The organism is Xanthomonas sp. NCPPB 3200 (assembly GCF_056393585.1).
This window is the reverse complement of sequence record NZ_CM150785.1, coordinates 1896898-1921089: the sequence shown is the minus strand read 5'-3', so window position 1 is coordinate 1921089 and position 24192 is coordinate 1896898. Positions and strand designations below refer to the sequence as shown.

Genomic DNA, 24192 nt, shown 5'->3' with positions numbered 1-24192 from the left:
CCGCGATATCGGTAGCGTGCTGTGACCTGCGCCGCGCTTTATGACAGTTCCGACACGTTCGTCACGCGCGTGGGCCTAGCGTTGCACCTGAAGTGCATCGCATGGTTGCGATCGCTCGAGGACTGCGGTGAACCACGCATCATGTAACGCCCGTATCTTGCTGGTCGAAGACGACGATGCCATTCGTGCGATGACCGCAGATATCCTGGGTGACGAGGGCTACCAGGTCATCGCGTCGCCAGACGCCGAGCAGGCGCTGAAGCAGCTCAACCAGGCGCGTCCGTTCGATCTGCTGCTCTCCGATATCTGCCTGCCCGGCATGAACGGGCGCGACCTTGCCGACAATGCGCGCCGTCTGTATCCCGCCCTGCCCATCGTGTTCATGACCGGCTATGCCGGGTCCATCGCCAAGCGTGCGGATTTTCTCGATACCGGCATGCGTCTGTTGACCAAGCCGTTTTCGTTGCGCGACCTGCTGGGCATCGTGCAGACCGCGCTGTAAGCAACCCCGACCGAATCATCGCCAAGCCTGCACGCAGGCCTCAGTGCGATTTGCGTTCCAGCAACTGTGCCACGCGACGTTCCAGGTCCACGGCCAGAAACGGCTTGGTCAGCACTTCCATGCCGTCCTCCAGTTGCCCGGCGCCCACCGCCGCGGTTGCCGCGTAGCCGGTGACGAACAGCACCGGCAGCGTCGGCCGCGACTGCCGCCCCGCGTCGGCGACCTGACGTCCGTTCAATCCACCGGTCAGGCCGACGTCGGTCACCAGCAGATCGATCGTCTCCTGCGAGCGCAGCCGCTCCACTGCGGCGCTGCCTTCGGCGGTCTCGATGACGCGGTAGCCCGCTTCGCTCAGCACTTCGGACATCAGCACGCGGATCGCGGTTTCGTCTTCCACCAGCAGCACCGTGCAACTTGGCGCGGTGGAACGCAGCGGTTGCTCGGTCGCCGGCACCGCCTCGTCCTGCGCCAGCACGCCATCGAAGCGCGGCAGGTACAGCGCCATGGTGGTGCCGACGCCCACCTCCGAATCGATGCGCACGTGGCCGCCGGACTGGCGGGTGAATCCGTAGATCATCGACAAGCCCAGACCGGTGCCCTGCCCGATCGGCTTGGTGGTGAAGAACGGCTCGAACACCTTGGACATCACATCGGCGCTCATGCCGGTGCCGGTGTCCCGCACGCTCAGGCACACGTACTCGCCGATCGGCAGGTCCAGCTGCTGGGCGGCGCCGGCGTCCAGCACCCGGTTGGCGACGGCGATGGTGAGCTCGCCACCATCGGGCATCGCATCGCGCGCGTTGATGCACAGGTTCAATAGCGCGTTTTCCAGCTGCGGCGCATCCACCAGCACTTTCCACGGGTCGGCTGCAGGGCGCAGCTGCAAGGCGATCGAAGGCCCCAGCGTGCGCGCGATGATGTCGTGCATGCCCTGCACCAGCGCCTGTACCTCCAGCGCGGTGGGCGCCAGGGTCTGCCGGCGCGAAAACGCCAGCAACCGCTGGGTCAGTGCGGTGGCGCGCGCGGCGCTGGATTGCGCCATTTCCACGTAGCGCTCCAGGCGGTCGTACTTGCCCTGTTCGATGCGCGTCTGCAACAGCTCCAGACCAACGCTGATCGCCGTCAGCAGATTGTTGAAGTCGTGCGCCAGCCCGCCGGTCAGCTGGCCGACCGCCTCCATCTTCTGGCTCTGGCGCAGCTTTTCCTCGGCCAGCAGCAGCGCCGCGCTGCGTTCGCGCACGCGCTCTTCCAGCGTTTCGGTCAGTTGGCGCAGCTGCTGTTCGGCCAGCCGCTTGTCGGTGATGTCGGCCGCAGTGCCGAACCACTCCACGATCTGCTCGCGCTCGTCCAGCAAGGGGATCGCGCGCATCAGGGTCCAACCCACCCGCTGATCGGCATCCAGCACGCGGTATTCCACGTCCAGCCCGGTCTTGTTGACGATCGAATGCGCAATGGCCTCGGCCAGCCGCGCGCGATCGTCCGGGTTCACCATCTCCTGCTGCCAGTTCAAGCTTGCCGAGAGCGCATCGCTCAGCGCCCCCTCGCCAACCAGTTGGCGAAGCTCGCGCCAGTCGGCGCTGGCCGAGAAGATCGACTGCGAGGACGCGCGCACCAGCGCATCCAGCCGGCGCTCGCTCTCGCGCAGGGCTTCGCTGGCCAGCCGCTCGGCGGTGCGGTCGCGCAACACCTTGACAAAGCCGATCGCCGCGCCGGTTTCGTCGCGCAGCACCATCAGCGACCCGTTCGCCCAGAAACGCTGGCCGGACTTGCGTACATGCCAGCGCTCGTCCATGCCGCTGCCGCTTTCCAGCGCCGCCGCCGCCTCGATCAGGATCTGCCGGCGCTCCACATCTTCCGGGGTGAAGGTGCGCTCCAGGGTCTGGCCCAGCATCTCGGCCTCGCTCCAGCCCAGAATGCGCTGCGCGCCTTCGTTCCAGGACGTGACCAGGCCGTGCAGGTCGGTGGCGATGATCGCGTAGTCCATCACGCTGTCCAGGATCTGCCGGTTGCGCACTTCCGCCTCGCGCACCGCGCGTTCCAGGCCGATGCGGTCGGTGATGTCCAGGCCCTGCACGAAGATGCCGGAAACGGTGCCGTCGGCACCGGCGATCGGCTGGTAGACCAGATCCAGCAGGCGTCGCTCCACCGGGCCGCCCGGCTCGGCCTGCACGTTGTAGGCCAGCGCATTGGCCGCATAGGCACGCCCGGACTGGTACACCTCGTCCAGGCGATGCAGATGCCCCTGCTCGACCAGATCCGGCAGGGCCTCGGCCAGCGGCTTGCCGATCACGTCGCGGTGCCCGATCAATCGCGAATAGCACGGGTTGGCGAACTCCACCCGATGCTGCGGACCGCTCAGAAACGCCATGAACATCGGCGCCTGCTCGAACAACCGGATCAGCCGCTCGTGCTCATCGGCAAGCCGGTTTTGCGCCACCTTGCGGTCGGTGACTTCGTTGGTGACGCAGAACGCGCCGCCCACACGCCCATCATCCAGATAGATCGGCGAGAACGAGAATGTCCACCAGGTGTCTTCCGGCGTGCCGTAGCGGTTCATGCCGATCGGCACTTCCTCGAAGCGCGAGGCGCGCCCCGCGAACGCGGCCTCGATCGGCGCACGTACCGCCTCCCAGGCATCGGCCCACAATTCCCGCAGCGGCGCACCCAGCGCATGCGGCTGCCGCGGACCCAGAATCGGCGTGTAGGCATCGTTGTAGAAGAAGGTCAGCGCATCGCCCCACACCACATACATGCTTTCCGGCGAGCTGAGCATCAGGCTGACCGCATTGCGCAGCGGCGACGGCCACTGCATGGTCGGCCCCAGCGGTGTTGCGGCCCAGTCGTAGGCGCGCACGGCCTGCGCCATGGCGCTGTCGCCATACGGAAACGGCGCGCTCACGTGGTGCCCAGGCGCGCTGCCGCCCAGCGGCAGTCGTCATGCGGACAATACGCAACGCGGTGCGCGGACGGCTTACCAATCACCCAAACAAGCATCTTTGACGAACCATTGAAGAAGAACCAGGATCAAACGCCGCGCAGCGCCGGCAGGCAGGAACGGAACGGGCCGAGATGCCGGCCGCACCTGCCAGCGCCATCCGGCGTTGCCGGTGGCGCCCTGCAAGGCGTGCAGCGCCCGCCTACGTTACAACACTCAGGTGACGATGCCTGCCGACTGCGCGCCGGCCCCACCATGGCGTGTTGCCGCGGCAGCCGGCATGGATGCCGCGCCGCGCCGCGGCGCGCCGGCGATGCCCGGCGGTGCGCGTGCCCGGATAAAATCGCGAAATGGCCCAACGGCGTGGCACGATGACGCAAATGCAGGATCGCGATGCACTCATTCACCCGCTGGCTGCGGTGGCCCCGGGGTATCTGGCCAACCATGCTGCGCGGGTTTTCAATCGTCTGGTGGATGCGCAACTGCGCCCGCATGGGATGTCGCTGGCACTGCTCGGGCCGATCATGCTGCTGTCCTGGAAAGGGCCGATGCTGCAACGCGACCTGGTGATCGACTCGGCGGTGAAGCAGCCGGCAATGGTGGCCCTGCTGGACAAGCTGGAGGGCCTGCAGCTGATCGAGCGCGCCCCGGCGCCGCAGGACCGCCGCGCCGCAGTGGTCTCGCTCACGCCGCGCGGGCGCAAGATCGCCGAGATCGGCGGCAAGATACTGATCGATCTCAATGCCGATGCGCTGAAGGACTTCTCCCCCGAGGAGGCGCAGCAGACTGTCGCGTTCATGCAGCGCCTGATCGCCAACCTGGAGCAGCGCGACCAGGGTATGTAATATCACTTCTGATATTTCTTCTTTTGGGTGATCTGTCATGGCGCGTCGCATCCTCATCACCGGCGCAAGCGTCGCCGGCAACACCGTGGCCTGGGCCCTCGCCCGGCAGGGATTCGACGTCAGCGTCGTCGAGCAGGCCGCGCAGTTTCGCGATGGCGGCCAGAACATCGACGTGCGCGGCGTCGGCCGCGAGGTCCTGCAGCGCATGGGCCTGGAGCAGGCCGCACTCGATCACGGCACCGGTGAGGAAGGCACCGCCTGGGTCGACGACCACGGCCATGCGGTGGCGACCTTCACGACCGACGACATCGATGGCGATGGCCCGACCGCAGAGCTGGAAATCCTGCGCGGCGACCTCGCCCGCCTGCTCTACGACGCCGCACGCCAGACGGCCGAGTACCGCTTCGGCGACCGCATCGCCAGCATCGACGACGACGGCGAGGCTGCCACCGTCCGCTTCCAGAGCGGACGCAGCGACCACTTCGATGCCGTCATCGTCGCCGAAGGCGTCGGCTCGGCCACACGCGAGCTGGTGTTTCCCGGCGAGAACGACCCGCGCTGGATGGATCTGACCATTGCCTACTTCACCATCGCACGCACCGCCGACGACGACCGCCTGTGGCGCTGGTATCACACCACCGGCGGGCGCAGCATCTCGTTGCGCCCGGACCAGCACGGCACCACGCGCGCGATGCTGTCGCTGCAGAAAGCCCCCGAGGGCGAGCAGGACTGGGACCTGGCGACCCAGAAGGCCTATCTGCGCGAACGCTTCGCCGACGCCGGCTGGCAGGCTGCGCGGGTGCTGGACGGCATGGACACCACCGACGATTTCTACTTCGATGCCTTACGGCAGGTGCGCATGCCGCGCTGGCACGCCGGCCGCGTCGTGCTGACCGGCGACGCCGCCTGGTGCGCAACCCCGCTGGCCGGCATCGGCGCCACTCTTGCGGTCACCGGCGGCTACGTGCTGGCCAACGAGATCGCACGCGCCGCAACGCTGGAACAGGCCTTCGCCGCCTACGCCGACGCCATGCGGCCGATGGTGGAACAAGGCCAGGGCGTGCCGAAGATCGGCCCGCGCCTGATGAATCCGCACAGCCGGCTCGGCATCCAGCTGCTGCACGGCGCACTGAAATTCGCCAGCCAACCCAGCATCCAGAACATTGCCGCCAAGCTGATGACGCCGTCGATGAAGGCGCCGGATCTGTCGCGCTATGACTGAGGCCGCCTGGATGGCGGCCGTGCTGCGGTGGCGGCACGATGCATGCTGATCGACGCCCGCCATCGGCCGCAGCACCGGCGCCGCGGCCGTCTCCACGCCTCGGTCACTTGCCGTGCCTGAATCCGCTTCTGCCCCGGCGCTGACCGGCACCAAAGCGCTGCGCTGGGGCCGCGACCGCTGGCTTGCGTTCTGATCGCCATAGCCTGACGGCATTGCGAAGCCAACCGTGGATGAATCCTGCCACCGCCGGCGGTTTCATTTCCGCTGACGCAGGCCGCTAACGAACAGGTCGAGACATCCTTCGTGCAGCGGCAACGCTGCCGACCCCATCGGTGTCCCGGGCGCATCGCCTCCCAGCTGTTGCTGGGATTCTCCCCCGCTCTTCCGCTCGCCGGATCACCGATCAAACTCCCTATGTCCCTGCTTTCGAATCTGCGCATCGGTCAGCGCCTGGCCCTCGGCTTCCTCGCGATCATTGTCCTGATGGTGATCCTCACCGTCGTCGGCATCCAGCGCGTACGCAGCATCGACCAGCAGCTCACCGCCATCAACGAAGTGAACAGCGTCAAGCAACGCTATGCGATCAATTTCCGCGGCAGCGTGCACGACCGCGCGATCGCCCTGCGCGATGTCGTGCTGCTGGACGACCCGGCAGAGCGGCACACGGCAGAGCAATCGATCGACAAGCTCGCCGCGGACTACGCCCGCTCCGCCAAGCCACTGGACGACATGATCGCGGCCTCCACGGACGCGGAAGAAAAGGCCATCCTCCAACGGATCAAGGCCATCGAGCAGCGCACCATGCCGTTGATCGCGCAGGTGCGCGCGTTCCGCGATGGCGCCGACAAGCCGCATGCCGAACAACGCCTGCTGCAGCAGGCGCGCCCCGCCTTCGTCGCCTGGCTGGCCAGCATCAACGCCTTCATCGACCTGCAGGAAGCCAAGAACCGCGCGGCAGCCAAGGACGCGGTGACCACCGCGCGCGGCTTTGCAATGCTGATGGTGGTCTCCACCGTCATCGCCTTGCTGCTGGGCGCCACCATTGCGTGGTTGCTGACCCGCAGCGTGGTGCTGCCCTTGCGCCAATCGCTGCGGTTGGCCGAGCGCATCAACGACGGCGACCTGCGCAGCCAGGACCTGCCCACCAGCAAGGACGAATCCGGCCAGTTGCTGCGCGCCATGCAACAGATGCAGCGCCGCCTGCAGGATGTGATCTCCGCCCAACGCAACATGGCGGCCCGCCACGATGCCGGCGAGATCAGCTACCGCACCGACGCCCAGCAGTTCCCCGGCGAATACGGGCACATGGTGCAGGACACCAACGCCCTGGTGCATGCGCACGTACAGACCCAGCTGCGCATGACCGAGGTCATGGGCAGCTACGCCATCGGCGACCTGGCTCCCGAAATCGAGCAATACCCCGGCGAAAAGGCCGCCATCACCGCCACCATGCAGCAGGTCAAACAGAACCTGCGCGCCATCAACGCGCAGATCCAGCAGCTCACCCAGGCTGCCTGCGCCGGCAACTTCGCGCTGCGCGGCCAGCCGGAAAAGTTCGAACACGACTTCCGCCTGATGGTCGAAAACCTCAACACCATGATGGCCACCTCCGACACCAACCTGGCCAGGTTTTCCGACCTGCTGCGGTGCATCGCCGATGGCGACCTGACCGTGCGCATGACCGGCAACTTCCACGGCGTGTTCGCCTCCATGCGCGACGATGCCAACAGTACCGTGCATCGCCTCACCGACATCGTCACGCATATCCAGACCACCTCCAACAGCATCGGCTTTGCCGCCGAAGACATCGCCAGCGGCAACCAGGAACTGTCCCGCCGCAGCGAACAACAGGCCGCCAGCCTGGAAGAAACCGCTGCCTCGATGGAAGAGTTGACCTCCACCGTCAAGCAGAATGCCGAGCACGCCGGCCGTGCCAATCAGCTCGCGCTGGGCGCCGCCGCCATCGCCTCGGAGGGACGCGACGTGGTTGGCCAGGTCATCGAACAGATGTCCGGCATCGAAGCCTCGTCCAGGCGTATTGCCGACATCATCTCGGTCATCGACGGCATCGCCTTCCAGACCAACATCCTCGCGCTCAATGCCGCCGTCGAGGCCGCACGCGCCGGCGAACAAGGCCGCGGTTTTGCCGTGGTGGCCTCGGAAGTGCGCACCCTCTCGCACCGCTCATCGGACGCCGCCAAGGAGATCAAACGCCTGATCGACGACTCCGTGCAGCGCGTTGCCGACGGTGCAACGCTGGTGCACAAGGCCGGCACCACCATGGGCGAGGTCGTCACCAGCGTCCAGCATGTCACCGACATCATGGGCCACATCTCCGCCGCCTCGCAGGAACAGGCCGGCGGCATCGAACAGGTCAACCTGACCATCGCCCAGATGGATGAAACCACCCAGCAGAACGTCAGCCTGGTCGAAGCCGCGAGCACGGCGGCGCGCTCGCTGGAAGCGCATTCGACCCAGCTGACGCAGGCGGTCGAGGTGTTCAAGGTCAATGCCTCGGTGATCTGACTGACCGGGTAGTGCGATCCTTAGTGACTGGCCGTGTTGCTGCCTGCGCTCGCGCAATGCTGCGCACTTGCGCGGGCGCATCACGGCGAAGTGACGCTGCATCGCATTGATGTGGTCGCTACATCCGCACAGCGCACCGAAACATCAGCTTGCATCTCCACAACACACGGGCATGATTGCCGCAATGGAACGCCTCCGCCCCTTCCGCACGCTGATGCTTGCAACGCTTCTGGTCGCCTGGCTTGCCGCGTGCGCGGCAGCTGGGTCCATCACCAGCCAGCCCATCGAAGGCCCGGTGCGGCTGGGAGAAATCGCGGCGGTCGATGGCCCCAAGTTACGTCCCGACCGCGTCATCGAAGACAGCCGTTGCCCGGCCGAGGTGCAATGCGTCGTGGCGGGCCGGCTGATCGTCAGGGCCACCGTGCTCGGCGGCGGCTGGTCCAAACAGATCGATCTCACGCTTGGCATCCCGGTGCCTGTGGCCGATGGCCAGTTGACGTTGGTCGCCGCCACTGCCCCGCCAGCAGACTCGGCAACGGCCGCCGCGTCGGACATGCGCTTCACCTTCCGCTTTCAGGGTGGGCGTTGATCAAAGTGCTTCAGGCCCGGGGCGATGCAGCACGGACGCGATGCCCTGCAGGCGCCCACACGTCATCCAGCGCTGCTCGTAGCCGTTGAACCGAGGCGCACGCGTGTTCTCGCGTTGCAAAGCCTGAGAATCCCATCAGCAAACCGCCGGACGGTGAGGGGCGCATTCGCCACCTGCTCAATGCCTGGAGTGGCAGTCCGTGTGCTTGGGCGGCCTGCGCCAGCAGCGCATCACTTTGCCCCGTGCTGGGGTAGGCCAGCACCTGGAGTCCGCCTGCCTGGGGCTGGATCGCCATGCGCGAGCCAAAGATATCGCTGAGCGCATCGACCAAATAGCTGCGCCGCTGACTGTAGAGTGCGCGCATCTTGCGCAAGTGACGGGAGAAGTGCCCTTGCTCCATGAACTCGGCGACCGTGGCCTGTGACACGAAGGATCCCACACCGCCAAACTGCCCGGCTGCATCGGTGAAACGTTCGGTCTGGGCCTTGGGGACAACCAGATCGGCCAGGCGAAGACCAGGGAAAAGCACCTTGCTGAAAGACCCCGTATAGAGCACGCGATCATTGTCATCCAGGCTACTGAGCGCCGGGAGGGGCCTGCCGTGGTAACGAAATTCGCTGTCGTAATCGTCTTCTATCACCCATCCATTGACCTGGCTGGCCCAGTCCAGCAATTGCAGGCGGCGAGGCAATGACAGCGCTACGCCTGTCGGGCTTTGATGGGAAGGTGTGACCACGGCGAATCGAGCCGCAGGGCTTTGCTTCAGACCTTCGCCTACGTTCAAGCCCTCCTCGTCTACTGGCACCGGCTGCAGCTGCATCCCGGAGCGCTGCAGGAACTGGCGGGCGAACAGATAGCCCGGATCTTCGTACCAGCCGACATCTCCTGTTTTCAGCAGGGTGCGACAGATCAAGTCCAGGGCACCCGGGTAGCCTGCGGTCACGAACACCTGCTCGTATGTGCAGGCAACGCCTCGAGCGCTGACCAGGTAGTTGGTAATGGCACGGCGGAGTGGCTCATAACCTGCCGCTTCAGGGTAGCCCATGGCTGCCGTATCCAGCGAGCGCAGGTGACGCCCCGCCAGGCGTTTCCACACCTTGCAGGGGAATGCATCGAACGCCGGCACGCCGAGTTGGAAGGGCCTGCTGAGCACGCCTGCAGACGACGTGTCCAGCGAAGGCACCGCGCGCGGCGGAGGGTGACGCTGACGCCGGCCAGCGCCCACGCTACATGCCATGGGCGACACCACGGTTCCGGCTGGCCCCCTGGTCAGAAGGTAGCCCTCACTCACGAGCAGCTCGTAAGCCTTCTCTACCGTTCCACGCGCAACCCCCACTTCGCTGGCAAGACTGCGCACCGAAGGCACCCGGTCACCCGGGCGCAGCCCGCCTTGCGCAATTGCGTTTCGGTAGCGCCAATACAACTGCAGAAACATCGGCAAGTCGCGCGCCGGCTCGCACGGCCCCCTGTCACTCATGTCCCACTCGGATCTTCAATTCTTGCCCCATCCAGCTGGGACATCAGTCTCCTAAAGTAGGCGTTGTCGCACAAGATGCGGCTGAAGTTCCGCCGGGCACCCGAACATTGCTCGCCGCTCATCCCTGTTCTGCGGCCTCATTGGCGCAGCGGCAGCGTCAGCGGGTTTGCCTCCTAAAAACGGCTGCTTGCTGCCACTGACTCAAGACTGGATTCTGCGTGAAAACACTTCGTTTGCCTTACCAAACCCTATCTCCAGATGCCTATAAAGGATTTGGCATCACCAAGAAGGCACTGGAGCAGAGCAGCCTCGGCAAGCCCCTGATTGAACTTGTCTACCTGCGCGTTTCGCAACTCAACGGCTGCGCCTTCTGCCTGGAAATGCACGCTGCTGCATTACGTGCCGGCGGCATGCCCGACGCCAAGTTGGACAGCCTGGCCGGGTGGCGGGTGAGTCCGCATTTCAGCGAACGTGAGCGCGTGGCCCTGGGGTGGACCGAGTCATTGACAGATATCGCAAACAGCCGAGCCCCTGATGATGACTTTGCTATTCTGAAAGCCCATTTCAGTGACGCCGAGATCGCTGACCTGAGCTTTGCCATCGCGCTGATGGCCGCATTCAATCGTTTGGCGATTGGCATGCGTCAGTAAAGTCCAGCGCGTCAATGCAGACCGCCCGCCCTGTCACGCAACGCTGATAGCCGCCAAGGCTGAGGACAGGAGCCTAACGGCCGGCTAGCGTCCGGCGCCAGCACGCAGCACTGCTAGCGGCTGCTCATTGTTGCCTTCGCTGATCCAGGCGCGACGTATGACTACGCTACGCACTAGATGATCAAGTGCTGTGCATCGAGCGGAATGGCAAGCGCTGCCTTGCAGTAGCCCAGGCTAGGATTGCCCTCTGGCCTGGGGAAAACAGCGCTCCATTCGATCCGTCCACGCTGCCAACTGCTCAAGCGTATACGCCTCGATCGGCTTTGCCATTGTCGAGGAGGCCTTGTGTTGCGAAACGGTCGCAACCAAGGAGGAGGAAAGGCGATCCCAACACCGCATGAGCAGCACCGGAGATGGATGCGAAGCAACCAGGGCCTCAAGCACCGCGCCCTGCGCCACCCTTGCTGACTGCAGGTCGCTCAAGGCATCCACAACCGCTGTCATCCATTGCTCGTTCAACTGCTCCATACCTTTCAACAACGCTGTGGGAAGCGCATAGCGTATCCGGATCCACATGCCCTTGGTGGTGCGTTTTGCCGGTCGGCGCAAAAACAGCTGAACAAGCAAGGTGATGCCGAGTTCAAGCAGAGCATTGCATGACAGACGTCAGCAGTTGCCGACAGCTAACGCAGTTTCTGCAACGAGGAACCATTGCTTGAAGAGGAACATGCCAGGACGAAACCACGCTGGTTGATCGATGATCGATGCCATCCGACGTTGAACGCGGCAATCAATGCTCAAGCTGTGATCAGGCAACCAAGGCCGCATGGCAAAGGCACCAAGGACGTCGTCACTTCGGAACGATTTGCAATCCAACCTGAAACGAATCCCCGGCCACCACCAGAAAATGAAATGAGAGCGTGGAGCGGCTGCCAACTGAAACGCTGTGCTGATGCAGACCTTGCTTGAACTCAATGCAAACCCATCAGTGATGAATGTTGAAATCAGCCACTGCCAGCGGCGTCTTCACCGCACACGGCGACATCGGCCGGCCCCACTTGATGTGCGGATCACGGTCGAGCGCCTGAAACAGCGCATGTCTTTCCCTCTTCGTAGTCAGCAACCCATGCCCTCTGGCACAGGACGCTTGTCACTCTCGTGGTTACCGTTCGAGGACCTACTCGATCCTTTGTCCAGCATGTTTCAACAAGGCTCCTCAAGCGCACATCTCCACCCGGGCATCCCTGCACTGGGACATCCTCTGGCACGCATCGCAGCGATCGCCGTCATCCTCGCACTGGCGCACTACCGCTGGGTGCAGTTTCCCTGGCGGATGCCGCTTGTCGGCATTCTAGGGATTGCCTTGGTCTGGCTGGAAACGCGCTCGCTCAGTGCCTGCGGATTAAAGCCTCAGCCGTCTCGCGCCTGGTTAGGCTGGACGCTGCTGCTGCTCGCGCTGGTCATCGGCGTCATCAATCCGTTCGTGCAACCGCTGATCGATGCGCTGACCGGGACCAAGGCCAACTACAGCGGGTACGGCGCACTGCTTGGCAACGTCAACGCGGCCGCCCACCTGGCAGGCGGCGCCTGGCTCAGCGCGGCGCTTGGCGAGGAACTGGTCTTCCGTGCGTTCCTGATGCACCACCTCGATCACCTGCTGGGCCGCCATCGTGGCGGACGCGTGATGGCGGCAGTGACAGGGGGAGCCCTGTTTGGCGCGATGCACCTGACCCAAGGCATCTCGGGGGTGCTGCTGACCGGGCTTGTCGGCGCCTTGTTCGGCTATGTCTATCTGCGATCACAGCGCAACCTCTGGGCGATGATCCTGGCGCATGGCTTGATCGACACCTGGGGCATTGCGACGCTGTATCTGGGTTGGTACTAGCAAATACCTACCAGGACCCGCTTGCTTCGGTGTGCCTCACTGCCAGCAAATCCTTGTCACGTCATCCACGGATGCTGGACGATAGCGCCCTGTCGTCCCCTGCATGAGCAGATTGTCCAGACATGACCACCGATAGCCTGCTCTCGATCGTTCAAGCGCAGCTGGATGCCTACAACGCCAAGGATATCGACGCCTTGCTGGCCACCTATGCTGACGATGCCGAGCATTACACCTTGCACGGACCACAGCTGGCAAAGGGGCATGTCATGCTTCGCGAGCGGTTTCTGGCCTGCTTTCAGGAGCCGGACCTGCATGCGCAGCTGTTGTCGCGGACCGTCGTCGGCAACATCGTCGCCGACGCGGAGCGCATCACCCGCAACTTTCCTGACGGGATCGGCCTTGTTGAGATGCTATGCATCTACGAGGTGGTCGATGGAAAAATCCGGAGAGCCTCATTCGCGACGGGCGCACGCATCGACACCGCACCTGCCCGATGAAACATTTCAGGCGATCGGTCTAGACCGGGCGCCTTTTCAGGCCGAGTGTAGAAAAGCCATTGAACGCATTCTGGTTTCCAGTGCACCGCCCTGCTTCCCGGCATTACCAGGTCACAGGGCGGCACTGGCTACACGCGTTACGCAGCCAATGCGAGCTTCGTCTTGCCGGAGGCGCTGCGTGAGCTGTTGGCAACACTCTCCACCAACGCAGTCGCCTGATCCTCAAGTGCGCGGGCCGACGATGCCATGGTGTCAACAAGAGCGGAGTTTTGCTGGGTCGCTGCATCCATCTGCGAGATGGTTTGATTGATCTGCTCGATGCCAGCGCTCTGCTCGTGACTGGCCGCGGCGATGCCGCTCATGATGTCGTTGACCTGCCGCACCGAGGAAAGCAGTTCTTCCATGGCCTTGCCCGCCACGTTGACCTGCTCCGCGCCCTGCCCCACCTTCGCACCCGAATCGGCGATCAGGTCGCGGATCTCCTTGGCCGCCATGGTGCAGCGCTGCGCGAGGCTGCGCACCTCGGACGCAACGACCGCAAAGCCACGTCCCTGCTCGCCAGCCCGCGCCGCTTCCACGGCCGCGTTCAAGGCAAGGATATTGGTCTGGAACGCGATGCCATCGATGACGGTGATGATTTCGCCGATCTTCCGCGACGACGCCTGGATTGCCGCCATGGTGCTGACGACACCATTGACCAGCTCACCGCCATGCAGCGCGGTTTCTGCGGCCTTGCTCGCCAGCGAATTGGCCTGACGCGCACCTTCGGCGTTCTTGCGAACGATACTGGTCATCTCCTCCATGGAACTTGCGGTCTCCTCGAGCGCCGCTGCCTGCTGCTCCGTGCGCCGCGACAGGTCATCGTTGCTGCGCACGATGTCGCCTGCCGCACTGCTGAGCGTATTTGCCACCTCGCCCAGCTGACGCCCGGCTTCCACGTCCATCAATGCTCCAACCGCGCGCAACGGCGTGCCATCGGCAGCGCGCTTGGTCAGGCCGCGTGCGCGGAACCAGCGGTACTGGCCGTTCTTGAGCTGCAGGCGATACTCGATATCGAAGTTGGTGCGGCCACTTCGGTCGTTCAAATGCGCCGCGAACGCGTTCAAAGAACGCCCCTTGTCTTCCGGGTGCAGCCGTGACGCCCAGCTATCGAGCACATTGGGGAAGTCCTGCTCGGACTCGAAGCCGAGCAGATGGCGGAACTGCTGCGACCACCAGAACTCGTTGTTCGGATTGATCGGGTCACCCGCGATCACGCTCATGTCCCACAAGCCATCGCTGAGCATCTGTGAGCCGAGCTCGAAGCGCGTCAGCGTGATGTCGAGGAACTGCTCGCGCTCGCGACGCTCGGTGATGTCGGTGAGCGAACCCGCCACACGGAGCGGCAAGCCTTGCGCATCGCGCTCGGTGGTGCCGAATGCGCGAAACCAGCGATATTCGCCGGATTTCAGACGCAGGCGGTTTTCGACGTCGTAAGGAGTTCGACCGCTGCGATCGGCAAGGTGCGCCGCAAAGGCATCCAGCGTCGGCTGCTTGTCATCCGGGTGCAGGCATGCAACCCAGCTGTCCAGGACATTGGGAAAATCCTGTTCAGAGGCAAAGCCCAGCAGCCGGCGCATCTGCGGCGACCACCACACCGGACTGTCGGGGTGGCTGGGATCGCCGGCGATGACGCCAATATCCCAGAGCCCGTCAGTCGTACCGCTGGCGACCAGCTCGAAACGGCCCTCCAGATGGCGTAATGCGGTGGCCGCGTCTTCCGCCTCGGCCTTGGCCAGATCACGCTCCTGCTGGGCCGCATACAAGCGCTCGGCCATCTTCTTGAGCAGCAGAGCCGATCCGTTGTTGGGCCACTGCGCACTGCCACCTTTCAACGTGGCATCAACCGCCTTGGTCAGTGCGTCCACCTTGTGGCTATCGGAGAAAAACATAGCGGCCTCTGCTGCTTGCGTTGGGGATGCGTCCCTAGCGGCGGCAAACGGCCTTTCTTGATGGTCCTTTCCCGATCCACCACCCTGGGTGAGTCGAGCATTCAGCTAGGCAGAAGCACTAGTCCTGATGGATCGAGCCCGAGGCCTGCTACTCCTTGCCAAACGCGGCGGTGGTCACCCTGGCATGCCAAGCTGGTCGCCGCAGTCGCTCAACGACTTGTCAGAATCCTTGCCTGGCAGCTGCGATCCGGGGCACTCCGGCCCGCGGATGCAGAGAGGCTGCATGACACGAGGCAAGCAGCGAGAACAACTAGATGCCAGTCGGCTCGTGGATCGGGCAGCGATTGAATTCGGAGCGGAATCGGCGCGAGGCTGCCATCACGATACGGCGCGCCCGGTTGATGGCGCCCAGCGGCCGGTGCGCGGCCAAGGCATGCCACGGCGAGAAGGCGATGCGGTCTTCCAGCTGCTGCGAGTTCTCTCCGTCCCAACCGGCCTGGCGCTCGACCACCACGCGCGCGACTGCCACAAAGGGGCTGATGGATTGCGGCCATTCTATCGACGCATCCTCGACCGGCATCTTTTCCACATCCCGGCACAGCTGCACGCGCAGCTCCCACTCGGCCGGGCTGTCCAGGGTGCTGATGGCGTGATGAACGGCCTCGCGCTGCGCGTCCTGGGAGTCGCCAACTTCCTGCCCATCGAGTTCAACGAGATTGCTGGACACCGGCGCCAGCGAGAACTTGGCGATGTAACGCCCGTAGAGGTACGGCACCTGCGAGAAAAACGTCTCGCCCAGGGGGTGAACCTGCGGCTGTCCACCCATCTGCTTGATGCTGCCGCTTCCCCCGCCGATCTTTTCAAGCGTGTGCTCGACACCCCGAAGCACTTTTGAAAGCGCCGCCTTGGCACCTGGCGCCTTTTCCGTGGTCGTCGCCAGCACGCGGAAATTACGCAAGAAACCATCGGGACCGGGGGTGGTGAAGGAAGGGCCATTGACCATCAAGAAATCCTGGCTGTGCTTCTCGTCTCCGCCCTCGACGCGTTCGCCGCTGACACCCAACACCTTCAACGCCAGGGCGCGCGGGGTCGAGACAGCATCGCTCAGTTGTTCTGCAGGTGGCGATGACAGGCGGATGTAAGCATCGTATTGCCCGGGCCCTGCGAACAGGCCTTGTCGCAGCTCTTCGGGCAGATCGTTGAATACGCTGAGCCTGGCGGTAAACAGGCCCTGCCCTTTCGCATGGACTGCGCGGTGCGCATGTCCTTCCTTTTCGGCCACCGTCGTTGCCATGTCGACGAACAGCGCTTCCAGCGAACGAATGGTTTCCTGCTCGCTGACGCTGGGCGTTTCCAGATCGGGGCGGTATTCGACGGGCGCGTTCATGAGGTTCCTGGCTTTATGGCTGGTCAGGCCAATGTGCTACACCCGCTGTTTACGCTCCGTCGAAGCCGGGGACAGTCACTTGTCGAGGGCCGCACACTTAATCTGCCCTGCCCTGCCCTGCCCTGCCCTGCCCTTGCAATGGCAATGGCAATGGCAATGGCTAATAGACGCGCGATCCAGTCCACGCCCGGCATTCGTTTCGCTTTTCTAGTCGAAGCTGCCGCTTCGTTGGAGAAAGCCCGCGGCAGTCCTTGCAGGCGGCTGATCTTGATCATTCCATGAACAATTTATAGCCAGGCCACGTCCTTGCTGTTGTTCCTCGCTCGCTGCCGCAAGGATTAACTTCCATCAGCACGCCGACACACAGTAATCACCGTTTGAAAGACGGCGGTGTTGTCGCGCTGGCAGCCTGCGCCTGCATCGAGGTCAGGGCACCCGCTCAAACAACGCCATATCGCGTTGACCATTCAAGAGCAGCGAAAGCACGGCGCTGCCATCAGGACGCATCTGCATCCTGGCTTGGCTGTCGCTGAGCCCCCGGCAGTAGCCTCTATCGTTGGCACCGATCCAGGCAGTCAAAGCACCTGCCTGCGCGCGCTCTCAGAACGACATAAACCGGCCCTGTGCCGCCGCGGGTGAACAGGATTCCGCGCCAATCCCCGGGCGAAATGCTGTCAGCCGCAGCAGCCGGTGCTGCAGGCAGCACCAGGCAAAGCGCGAGCGCCGAAATCATGCGAAAGATGCGACGCGGACGATGATGTCGACCAGACATTGGAAGCGCCCATGGCGAATTTGACCGCGTGGAAAGGCCGTCCCGGCGTTGCTCAGCATCGGCTGCAGCAATCGCGGGGACGGCAAGCAGATGATGGCCATGAACCAGCTGCTGCGCCGAGACAGACGGCAGAGATTTGCAGACGCGTTGGCCACATCGGTTGGCAGCTGCCCTGCGCACGGTCCGCTGCAAACGGCACGGCACTGCCCGCCATGACGAATCGGCGGGTCTCGAAAAAAGCGGGCGCCTTAGTGCTCTGCAGCGACATATGGAGGACCGCGCCCGACGATGATGAGCACTACGTCCACGCTATAGCCCTCTAACGCCGCATTCTCTGCCGCCGTGCGCGGAAATTTGCGTTTATGAGGCGGAAATAGCGACGTTCGAGGCGCTCTCTCGACGCCCATGCATCATGGCCTGCGCGATCACGTCGGCATCTTCCTCGTCGATACCGAACAAACCTAAGCGAAGCTGATAGCCCCAGTTGGCGCCGACCTGGGCGAAGGCGAGCCGGCCAAGCAGTGGCCGGATCGGGGTTTCTTCCGCAGCCTGCCAAACGACATCCCGCCGCCAGGGCCTGAAGCCGCTTGCCATCTCCACCTGGTAAGGTGCGCGATCGCGCGCTGCGCCGATCGCGGTGAAGGCTTGGCAACGTTCCTTGGCCCCGAAGGTGACGGTCGGCGAATAGTAGATCACGCAGTCGCCCGGCCTGATGCGCCTGAGCGGCGCCGCTTTGCCGTGACAGGCCTGCATGAAGCCGGCCTCTCGACCGATCCGGACATGCTCCGCCGAGGCGACGGCAATCCAGGCCTTGGACATGGCTCACATCTCCTCGTTTACGGTGTAGACGCGCAGACGATGCCCGTCCGGATCGGCGGCGACGAAGCTCCGACCGAAATCGAGGTCGGTGGGCGGCAGGGCGATATCCGCGCCCTTGTTCCGCCAATCAGCATGGGTCGCATCGACCATGGCAGCCGTATCGACCTTGAACCCTATGTCGCAGCCGCCGCCCACAGCCGCCGGCGCGGGTTCCACGCCCGTCTTGCCCCAGAGGCCGAGCCCCAGGCCGGAGGGCAGGATGAACATGGCGAAGGTCGGGCTTGCGTCCGCGGGTTCCTGCCCGAGCAGTTTCGTGTAGAAGGCGGCGCTCTTCAGCGCGTCGGTCACATAGAGAAGAATGCTGTTGCTGTTGGTCATGAGTTGCACCTGTCGTTCGTTGGACAGGCATAACCTTATGACCTGATGCTGCCAGTTTCCGGCAGTATCAGGCGTCCGGGCGCGGTATTTTCTGGATCTCCCGCCACTGTTTCAGCAGCACCTGACGTCGCTTGGGATAGCGGGCGTCGACTATCTCCGCACAGGCGATGCGATCCGTGCGGAAGGAGCGAAAATCCTGGCGCAGTTCGCACCATCCGACCAAAACGCGCACTTGATCGAAAAAGGCGAGCGCGAACGGCCAAACCACACGCTCCGATCCTGTCCCTGATCCATCGCGATAGGACAGCGACAGTTTGCGTTCGGTGCGGATCGCTTTGCGCAGCAGCGCCGGGTCGATCGCGTCGGCCGGGATGTTGGCACCAGGCCCGACCAGCAGTGACGACGCATCCAGCTCGTCGCGCAGTTCGGGTGGCAATATGGCGGCGATCCGCGCCAGTGCGCTTCTCGCCGCATCACGCAGATGATTGTCTGCTCTGTCCGCTACCCAGCGCGAGCCCAAGACGAGCGCTTCGATCTCCTCTACCGGAAACATCAGCGGCGGCAGAAGGAATCCCGGTTTCAGGACGTAGCCGACGCCCGGCTCGCCCTCGATGGTGGCGCCTTGCGCCTGAAGGCTGGCGATATCGCGATAGAGGGTGCGGATGCTGACGCCGATCTCTTCGGCCAGCACCTTGCCGCTCACCGGACGGCGGTGGCGGCGAAGCGTCTGGAGAAGGTCGAAAAGGCGTTCGGAGCGGGACATGCAAGCAAGCTTATAGTCACTTCCTGCTGCCATATGGTGGCAGGATGAGACTTGGCAGGTACAGCAGCCATGCGGCAATCGGCGGCTTTGGCGTCGCCATCGCGCAGAATTTCGCGCCACGGCGTGAAATCGGCGGGCTGGCGGAGAGAGTGGGATTCGAACCCACGGAAGGTTTGACCCTTCGCCGGTTTTCAAGACCGGTGCCTTAAACCGCTCGGCCATCTCTCCGATGCTGCTTTGCGTGACCGCCAAAGGCGTCGGATGATCACGCTTGCGCCACGCGCGATGCGGGTGACGTGTGTCGATGAACTCTGCTTTGCGCGCTGCCATCGACCCGGGATTGCTCCCGGGCGCGCATTCTCGCATGCCCGGACGCGCTTTGCTAAGCGCCGCGTGTTGTTGAGCTGCACAGCTCTGCCAAGCGGTTCCGTTTGCCGGGTTACGCAGCGTTCTCGATTACGCAGCGCTGCCAGGCGACAGCACTGATGTGCCGACGTCAATGACCAGGCGCAGCGCTTGGCCGGCTTCAGCCACGAACAGGCACGGCGCTCAGCCGGCTTCCGCCACGGCCAGGCGCGGTGCGGTCGCGGCCGCACGCTTGAGCTTTTCGGCCAGCTCGGCGCAGTTACCGCCGCAATCAAGGCGCGAACGCTCAATTTCCTGCGGCAGGTGCTCGGCCAGGAAGTCGATGAACACCCGCACCGCCGGCAGCAGGCCGCGGCGCGAGGCGAACACCGCGTGGCAGATGCCTTGCGGCAGCGACCAGTGCGGCAGCACCACTTCCAGCTCGCCGCTGCGCACTGCCTGGGCGCACACGGTTTCCGGCAGCATGGTGATGCCGAAGCCATCGCGCGCCATCGACTGCAGCAGCGGGAAATCGAAACCGGCCAGACGCGGCTGCAGGTCCACGCGGCGCATCTCGCCATTGGGGCCGTGCAGTTCCCAGCGCTGGTGCGCTTCGTCTTCGCTGGTGCTCATGGTGGTGTGGTTGGCCAGCTCGCTCGGGTCCTTGGGGCGCCCGGCACGGTCCAGGTATTTGGGGCTGGCCACCAGCAACTCCTGCACCTGGCCGAAGCTGCGCATCACCAGGCTGCCGTCGTCGTCCAGGCGCGATCGCACGCGCAGCGCGATGTCGTAGCCCTCGTTGATGACGTCGACGCGGCGATTGCTGATGTTGAGTTGCAGCCGCACCTTGGGGTACTTGGCCAGGAATTCCGGCAACAGCTTGGGCAGCTGGATCTGCGCCAGCGAGACCGGAACGCTCACACGTACAAGACCGCGCGGCTCGGCACTGAGACGATCCACCACCTCGCGCGCGGCCTGGGCTTCGGCCAGCATGGTCTGCGCGTGCCGGTGCACGCTGGTGCCGACGTCGGTGACCGCAAAGCGGCGCGTGGAGCGCTGCAGCAGGCGCACGCCAAGATCCGTTTCGAGCTGGCTGATACGGCGGCTCAGGCGCGACTTGGGGATCCCGAGCGCACGCTCGGCTGCGGCGAAGCCGCCGTGGTCCACCACCATCGCGAAGTAGTACAGGTCATTCAGGTCGTGCATGGCGCAGGCATCCATGGATAGAACGATAAGTGACATTTAACCACCTTTATTCCAACAGAGCAACGACCTGATACATCAGAAATGTAGTTCCTTGCAGCCAGACCATCGAACTCTTGCGCATGGAGCTTCATCTTTTTTACCAAGGCAACGCCCAGCACCCGGCACAGATGTCGGCAGGTAGCGCTCGCTAGATCCGCCGGGGTCTTCCAGGCGCCACAGCAGGCCGTGCGCCATGAAAATGCAAACGGGGCCAGTGATGGCCCCGTTCCTCATCAATATGTTTAACAGCTACGCCATCGCAACCTGGGCAGCTGAGCGGCCGCGCGAGCAACACGCTCAACAAGGCTGACGAGCGAGCCGGAGCTGGCAGTCGCCAGTCGCCAGTCGAGGCTGCCTGCCCGCCCGACATCGAGCATGAAGATACACGCCCATTCCAGGCATCGGCCGCGCCCGCCTGGACACCGCGCAGCCGGAGCCTCCGCCGCTCTTATCCGATCCGCTCGAGCCCGCCCATGTATGGACGCAGCACCTCGGGCACATCGATCGAGCCGTCGGCGTTCTGGTAGTTCTCCATCACCGCGATCATCGCGCGTCCCACGGCAGTGCCGGAGCCGTTGAGCGTGTGCAGCAGCTCCGGTTTGCCGCTGGCCGGGTTACGCCAGCGCGCCTGCATGCGCCGCGCCTGGAAATCGCCGCAGTTCGAGCACGACGAAATCTCGCGATAGGTGTCCTGCGATGGCAGCCACACCTCCAGATCGTAGGTCTTGATTGCCGAGAAGCCCATGTCGCCGGTGCACAGCAGCACCTTGCGATACGGCAGGCCGAGTTTTTCCAGCACCACTTCGGCGCAGCGGGTCATGCGCTGATGCTCGGCATCGCTGTGTTCCGGTGCGCAGGCGGTGACCAGCTCGACCTTTTCGAACTGGTGCTGGCGGATCATGCCGCGCGTGTCGCGGCCACCGCTGCCGGCTTCGGCACGGAAGCACATCGAGTGCGCGGTCATGCGCAACGGCAGACGCTCGGCATCGACGATTTCGTCGCGCACGATATTGGTCAGCGGCACTTCCGAGGTGGGGATCAGATAGCGGCGCGACTCGCCCACTTCGGTCTGAAACAGGTCGTCCTCGAATTTGGGCAGTTGCCCGGTGCCGCGCATCGACTCGGCATTGACCAGCAGCGGCACGTTGGTTTCTTCGTAGCCATGCACGCCGACATGCAGGTCGAGCATGAATTGCGCCAGCGCGCGGTGCAGCCGCGCGACCGGCCCGCGCAGCACGGTGAAACGCGCACCCGACAGCTTGGCGGCAGTCTCGCCGTCCAACCAGCCGTGCGGTGCACCGAGTTCCACATGGTCCTTGACCGGGAAGTCGAACTGGCGCGGCGTGCCCCAGCGCGACTGCTCAACATTCTCGCTCTCGTCCTTGCCCTGCGGCACGTCGTCGGCCGGCAAATTGGGCAGGCCCAGCGCGATGGTCTCCAGCTTGGCGCGAATCGCCTCCAACGCGTCTTCGGAGGCCTTGAGCTCATCGCCGAAACCGGCCACTTCGGCCATCAGCGCAGTGACATCCTCGCCCTTGGCCTTGGCCTGCCCGATCGCCTTGGACTTGGAGTTGCGCTGACTCTGCAGTTCCTGCGTGCGCACCTGGATGCGCTTGCGCTCGCTTTCCAGCGACTCCAGTTCCGCAGTGTCCAGGGAGAAACTGCGCGTGCTGCGCAGGCGCTCGGCAAGGTCGGCGGGATGTTGGCGAAGCAGGGCCGGATCTAGCATCGGGAGTCTGTGTGTCGGTAGGAAGCGCGAGATTATCGCCTGTTCCGCCACCTGCTGCGATCGATTCACCGCCGCTATGCCAGAATTGGCCCGATCCTTCAGGTGAGCCCTATGCCCGCGCCCCGCCCTGCGTCCGATCGGCAGATTGTCCTGCGACTGCCCCGCCACACCCTGAAAATTGCCGGTATCGCCTTCGTTGCCGGCCTGCTGCTGTTCCTGCTGGTGTGGGCCACCGGCCGCAAGGACGACTTCTACAAGGCCTCGCCGGCGCAACCGGCTGCGGGTGCGCAGGCCGACGACAACATCCAGCCGCTGCCCGCGCCGCTGCCGGCCCAGGACGGCGCCAGCGACATGCCACAGGCCAAACCACCCGAAGAAACCCCGACACTGGTGGAAACTGCACCGCCAGCCTCGCCCGCGCCGACGCCCTTGCCGGAGGACGCGGTTCCCGGCGCGCCGGGCGCAGCACCGGCAAACACCGCGGCGGCTGCAGGCGGAGATCGCCCGGTGCCGATGCAGGGCCAGATGCCGCCGCCGCGCTATCCCTCGGCTGCCCTGCGTCGCGGCGATGCCGGCGATGTGGTGGTGCGGGTGGACGTGGACGCGGCGGGCAATCCGGGCGGGGTGACACTGGTGCAACGCAGCGGCTCGCGCGATCTGGACCGCGCCGCGATGGAAGCGGTGCGTCACTGGCGCTTCCATCCGGCGCAGCGCAACGGCCAGCCGATTGCCGGCAGTCTGGATATCCCGTTCGAGTTCAAGCCGGCGCAGTAAGCCCCGCCGATACGCCGCGTCGTGCGCACCGCACACGACGGCGGCCAGACTGCCGCAATCCACGAACACCACTGCGCGTTAACCGGACAAGGCGGGGCGAACCAGCCCCCGACTCGGCTTGACCAAGCTGAATGTCTACCGCCGTTTAAACCTTCCTGAGCGCCCTGCCTTAGCTGGCCCTCAGGCAAGTCCGACCAGACTGGCCACGTCATCCCAAAGATGCGCCAGGAGGCCGGCCATGTCCTTCATCTCCAATCCTTCGTCACACCCTACCCAGGCACTGCCGCAGCGCCCCGTGCATGCGGAAGACCGCGTGGGCGACGACACGGCCGACGGCGCCTCGCCATGGCTGTGGGCGACCCTGCTGGCGTTGCTGGTGGTGGTGCCGACCTGGTGGTGGGCCCGCCATAGCGATGAATCGTTTGCGACCGACACGCGCCCCGCGCCTGCGGCCAGTCGCCAGATCCTGCCGACCTCGGAGGGTCCGCGTGCGATGACCATGATCGCGCACCAACCCGCGCGCGCGGCGATCAGCACCCAAGAAGCGATTCCGCTGCCGGGCAATGCGGTGCCGAGCTACCCGTCGGACATCGCGCAGGCCGGGATCGCAGGCAGCCGCACCGCGCGACTGCAGCTGGACGTGCAAGGCCGGGTGAGCGATGTGAGTATCGTCGATCGCAGCGGCAGCAATGACCCGCGCCTGGATGCAGCGGTGATGGACAGCTTGCGTCAGTGGCGTTTCGAGCCAGCCACCCGCGATGGCCACGCCGTCGTCAGCAGCGTGCAGGTGCCGGTGGAGTTCACCGCCGAGCACTGAGCGGGATCATCAACCAAGTCGGATCGCAGTGGCGCCGTGCTGGCTGTAATGCGGTATCCAAGCGTTGACTGACAGGCGTTACGACGCCTTTGGTCGACCGCTCC

At 64.5% G+C, this 24192-nt stretch carries 20 protein-coding genes and 1 tRNA gene; 10 read left to right on the top strand and 11 right to left on the bottom strand.

Annotated features, from left to right (window positions below; translation table 11 throughout):
• Window positions 1–157: 157 nt before the first annotated feature.
• Window positions 158–502: a response regulator gene (locus AC06DU_RS08340; RefSeq protein ID WP_104575153.1), complete on the top strand. Its 345-nt coding sequence runs from the start codon at window positions 158–160 to the stop codon at window positions 500–502.
• 40 nt (window positions 503–542) lie between these two features.
• Here AC06DU_RS08340 and AC06DU_RS08335 read toward each other — a convergent pair whose 3' ends face one another.
• The gene (locus AC06DU_RS08335; RefSeq protein ID WP_478204388.1) at window positions 543–3368 is read right to left on the bottom strand and encodes a hybrid sensor histidine kinase/response regulator; all 2826 of its coding nucleotides are present in this window, start codon (window positions 3366–3368) and stop codon (window positions 543–545) included.
• 449 nt (window positions 3369–3817) lie between these two features.
• Between AC06DU_RS08335 and AC06DU_RS08330 the strand changes: the two genes are divergently transcribed.
• The 4 genes from AC06DU_RS08330 to AC06DU_RS08315 all read left to right on the top strand — a co-directional run bounded on the left by AC06DU_RS08330 (window position 3818) and on the right by AC06DU_RS08315 (window position 8619).
• The gene (locus tag AC06DU_RS08330; RefSeq protein ID WP_102580913.1) at window positions 3818–4282 is read left to right on the top strand and encodes a MarR family winged helix-turn-helix transcriptional regulator; all 465 of its coding nucleotides are present in this window, start codon (window positions 3818–3820) and stop codon (window positions 4280–4282) included.
• A 37-nt stretch (window positions 4283–4319) separates the two neighbouring features.
• On the top strand, window positions 4320–5504 hold the full coding sequence (locus AC06DU_RS08325; protein WP_478204035.1) for an FAD-dependent monooxygenase: 1185 nt from the start codon (window positions 4320–4322) through the stop codon (window positions 5502–5504).
• 414 nt (window positions 5505–5918) lie between these two features.
• A complete protein-coding gene (locus AC06DU_RS08320; RefSeq protein ID WP_054592772.1) occupies window positions 5919–8030 on the top strand; it encodes a methyl-accepting chemotaxis protein in 2112 nt (703 codons plus the stop codon).
• Window positions 8031–8214: 184 nt separating this feature from the next.
• Entirely contained in the window at window positions 8215–8619 is a 405-nt protein-coding gene (locus tag AC06DU_RS08315; RefSeq protein WP_478204033.1) for a hypothetical protein, read from the top strand.
• A 10-nt stretch (window positions 8620–8629) separates the two neighbouring features.
• On the opposite strand, the gene pdxR is transcribed toward AC06DU_RS08315, so the two are convergent.
• Window positions 8630–10054 (bottom strand): MocR-like pyridoxine biosynthesis transcription factor PdxR, encoded by a 1425-nt coding sequence (gene pdxR, locus AC06DU_RS08310; RefSeq protein WP_478204031.1) that lies wholly within the window; start codon window positions 10052–10054, stop codon window positions 8630–8632.
• A gap of 260 nt (window positions 10055–10314) precedes the next feature.
• Here pdxR and AC06DU_RS08305 point away from each other — a divergent pair, with 260 nt between their 5' ends.
• On the top strand, window positions 10315–10746 hold the full coding sequence (locus AC06DU_RS08305) for a carboxymuconolactone decarboxylase family protein (protein WP_478204030.1): 432 nt from the start codon (window positions 10315–10317) through the stop codon (window positions 10744–10746).
• Between the two features lie 234 nt (window positions 10747–10980).
• Here AC06DU_RS08305 and AC06DU_RS08300 read toward each other — a convergent pair whose 3' ends face one another.
• On the bottom strand, window positions 10981–11373 hold the full coding sequence (locus tag AC06DU_RS08300) for a hypothetical protein (RefSeq protein WP_478204028.1): 393 nt from the start codon (window positions 11371–11373) through the stop codon (window positions 10981–10983).
• 706 nt (window positions 11374–12079) lie between these two features.
• On the opposite strand from AC06DU_RS08300, the gene AC06DU_RS08295 reads away from it, so the two are divergent.
• Entirely contained in the window at window positions 12080–12631 is a 552-nt protein-coding gene (locus AC06DU_RS08295) for a CPBP family intramembrane glutamic endopeptidase (protein ID WP_478204386.1), read from the top strand.
• Between the two features lie 122 nt (window positions 12632–12753).
• Window positions 12754–13128 carry a nuclear transport factor 2 family protein gene (locus tag AC06DU_RS08290; protein ID WP_478204026.1) on the top strand — a complete coding sequence of 125 codons (375 nt, stop codon included), beginning with the start codon at window positions 12754–12756 and terminating at the stop codon, window positions 13126–13128.
• 137 nt (window positions 13129–13265) lie between these two features.
• Here AC06DU_RS08290 and AC06DU_RS08285 read toward each other — a convergent pair whose 3' ends face one another.
• From AC06DU_RS08285 to serS, 8 genes are all read right to left on the bottom strand, one after another.
• Window positions 13266–15059 (bottom strand): methyl-accepting chemotaxis protein, encoded by a 1794-nt coding sequence (locus AC06DU_RS08285; RefSeq protein ID WP_478204025.1) that lies wholly within the window; start codon window positions 15057–15059, stop codon window positions 13266–13268.
• 310 nt (window positions 15060–15369) lie between these two features.
• Window positions 15370–16446, bottom strand: a complete 1077-nt coding sequence (locus AC06DU_RS08280) for a catalase family protein (protein ID WP_478204023.1) — start codon at window positions 16444–16446, stop codon at window positions 15370–15372.
• A 1132-nt stretch (window positions 16447–17578) separates the two neighbouring features.
• A complete protein-coding gene (locus tag AC06DU_RS08275; protein WP_478204021.1) occupies window positions 17579–18037 on the bottom strand; it encodes an EVE domain-containing protein in 459 nt (152 codons plus the stop codon).
• Window positions 18038–18040: 3 nt separating this feature from the next.
• Window positions 18041–18415 (bottom strand): VOC family protein, encoded by a 375-nt coding sequence (locus tag AC06DU_RS08270; RefSeq protein ID WP_435014611.1) that lies wholly within the window; start codon window positions 18413–18415, stop codon window positions 18041–18043.
• Window positions 18416–18482: 67 nt separating this feature from the next.
• Window positions 18483–19178 (bottom strand): helix-turn-helix transcriptional regulator, encoded by a 696-nt coding sequence (locus AC06DU_RS08265; protein WP_435014610.1) that lies wholly within the window; start codon window positions 19176–19178, stop codon window positions 18483–18485.
• A gap of 138 nt (window positions 19179–19316) precedes the next feature.
• Window positions 19317–19406: transfer RNA gene (locus AC06DU_RS08260), tRNA-Ser, on the bottom strand.
• A 321-nt stretch (window positions 19407–19727) separates the two neighbouring features.
• Window positions 19728–20744 carry a LysR family transcriptional regulator gene (locus tag AC06DU_RS08255; RefSeq protein ID WP_016903391.1) on the bottom strand — a complete coding sequence of 339 codons (1017 nt, stop codon included), beginning with the start codon at window positions 20742–20744 and terminating at the stop codon, window positions 19728–19730.
• A gap of 472 nt (window positions 20745–21216) precedes the next feature.
• Window positions 21217–22497 carry a serine--tRNA ligase gene (serS, locus tag AC06DU_RS08250; RefSeq protein ID WP_478204019.1) on the bottom strand — a complete coding sequence of 427 codons (1281 nt, stop codon included), beginning with the start codon at window positions 22495–22497 and terminating at the stop codon, window positions 21217–21219.
• A 111-nt stretch (window positions 22498–22608) separates the two neighbouring features.
• On the opposite strand from serS, the gene AC06DU_RS08245 reads away from it, so the two are divergent.
• Both AC06DU_RS08245 and AC06DU_RS08240 read left to right on the top strand, forming a co-directional pair.
• Window positions 22609–23271: an energy transducer TonB gene (locus AC06DU_RS08245; RefSeq protein ID WP_478204018.1), complete on the top strand. Its 663-nt coding sequence runs from the start codon at window positions 22609–22611 to the stop codon at window positions 23269–23271.
• A 349-nt stretch (window positions 23272–23620) separates the two neighbouring features.
• Complete coding sequence (locus tag AC06DU_RS08240; RefSeq protein WP_065032393.1) at window positions 23621–24088, top strand: energy transducer TonB; 468 nt, start codon at window positions 23621–23623, stop codon at window positions 24086–24088.
• The last annotated feature ends 104 nt before the right edge of the window (window positions 24089–24192 follow it).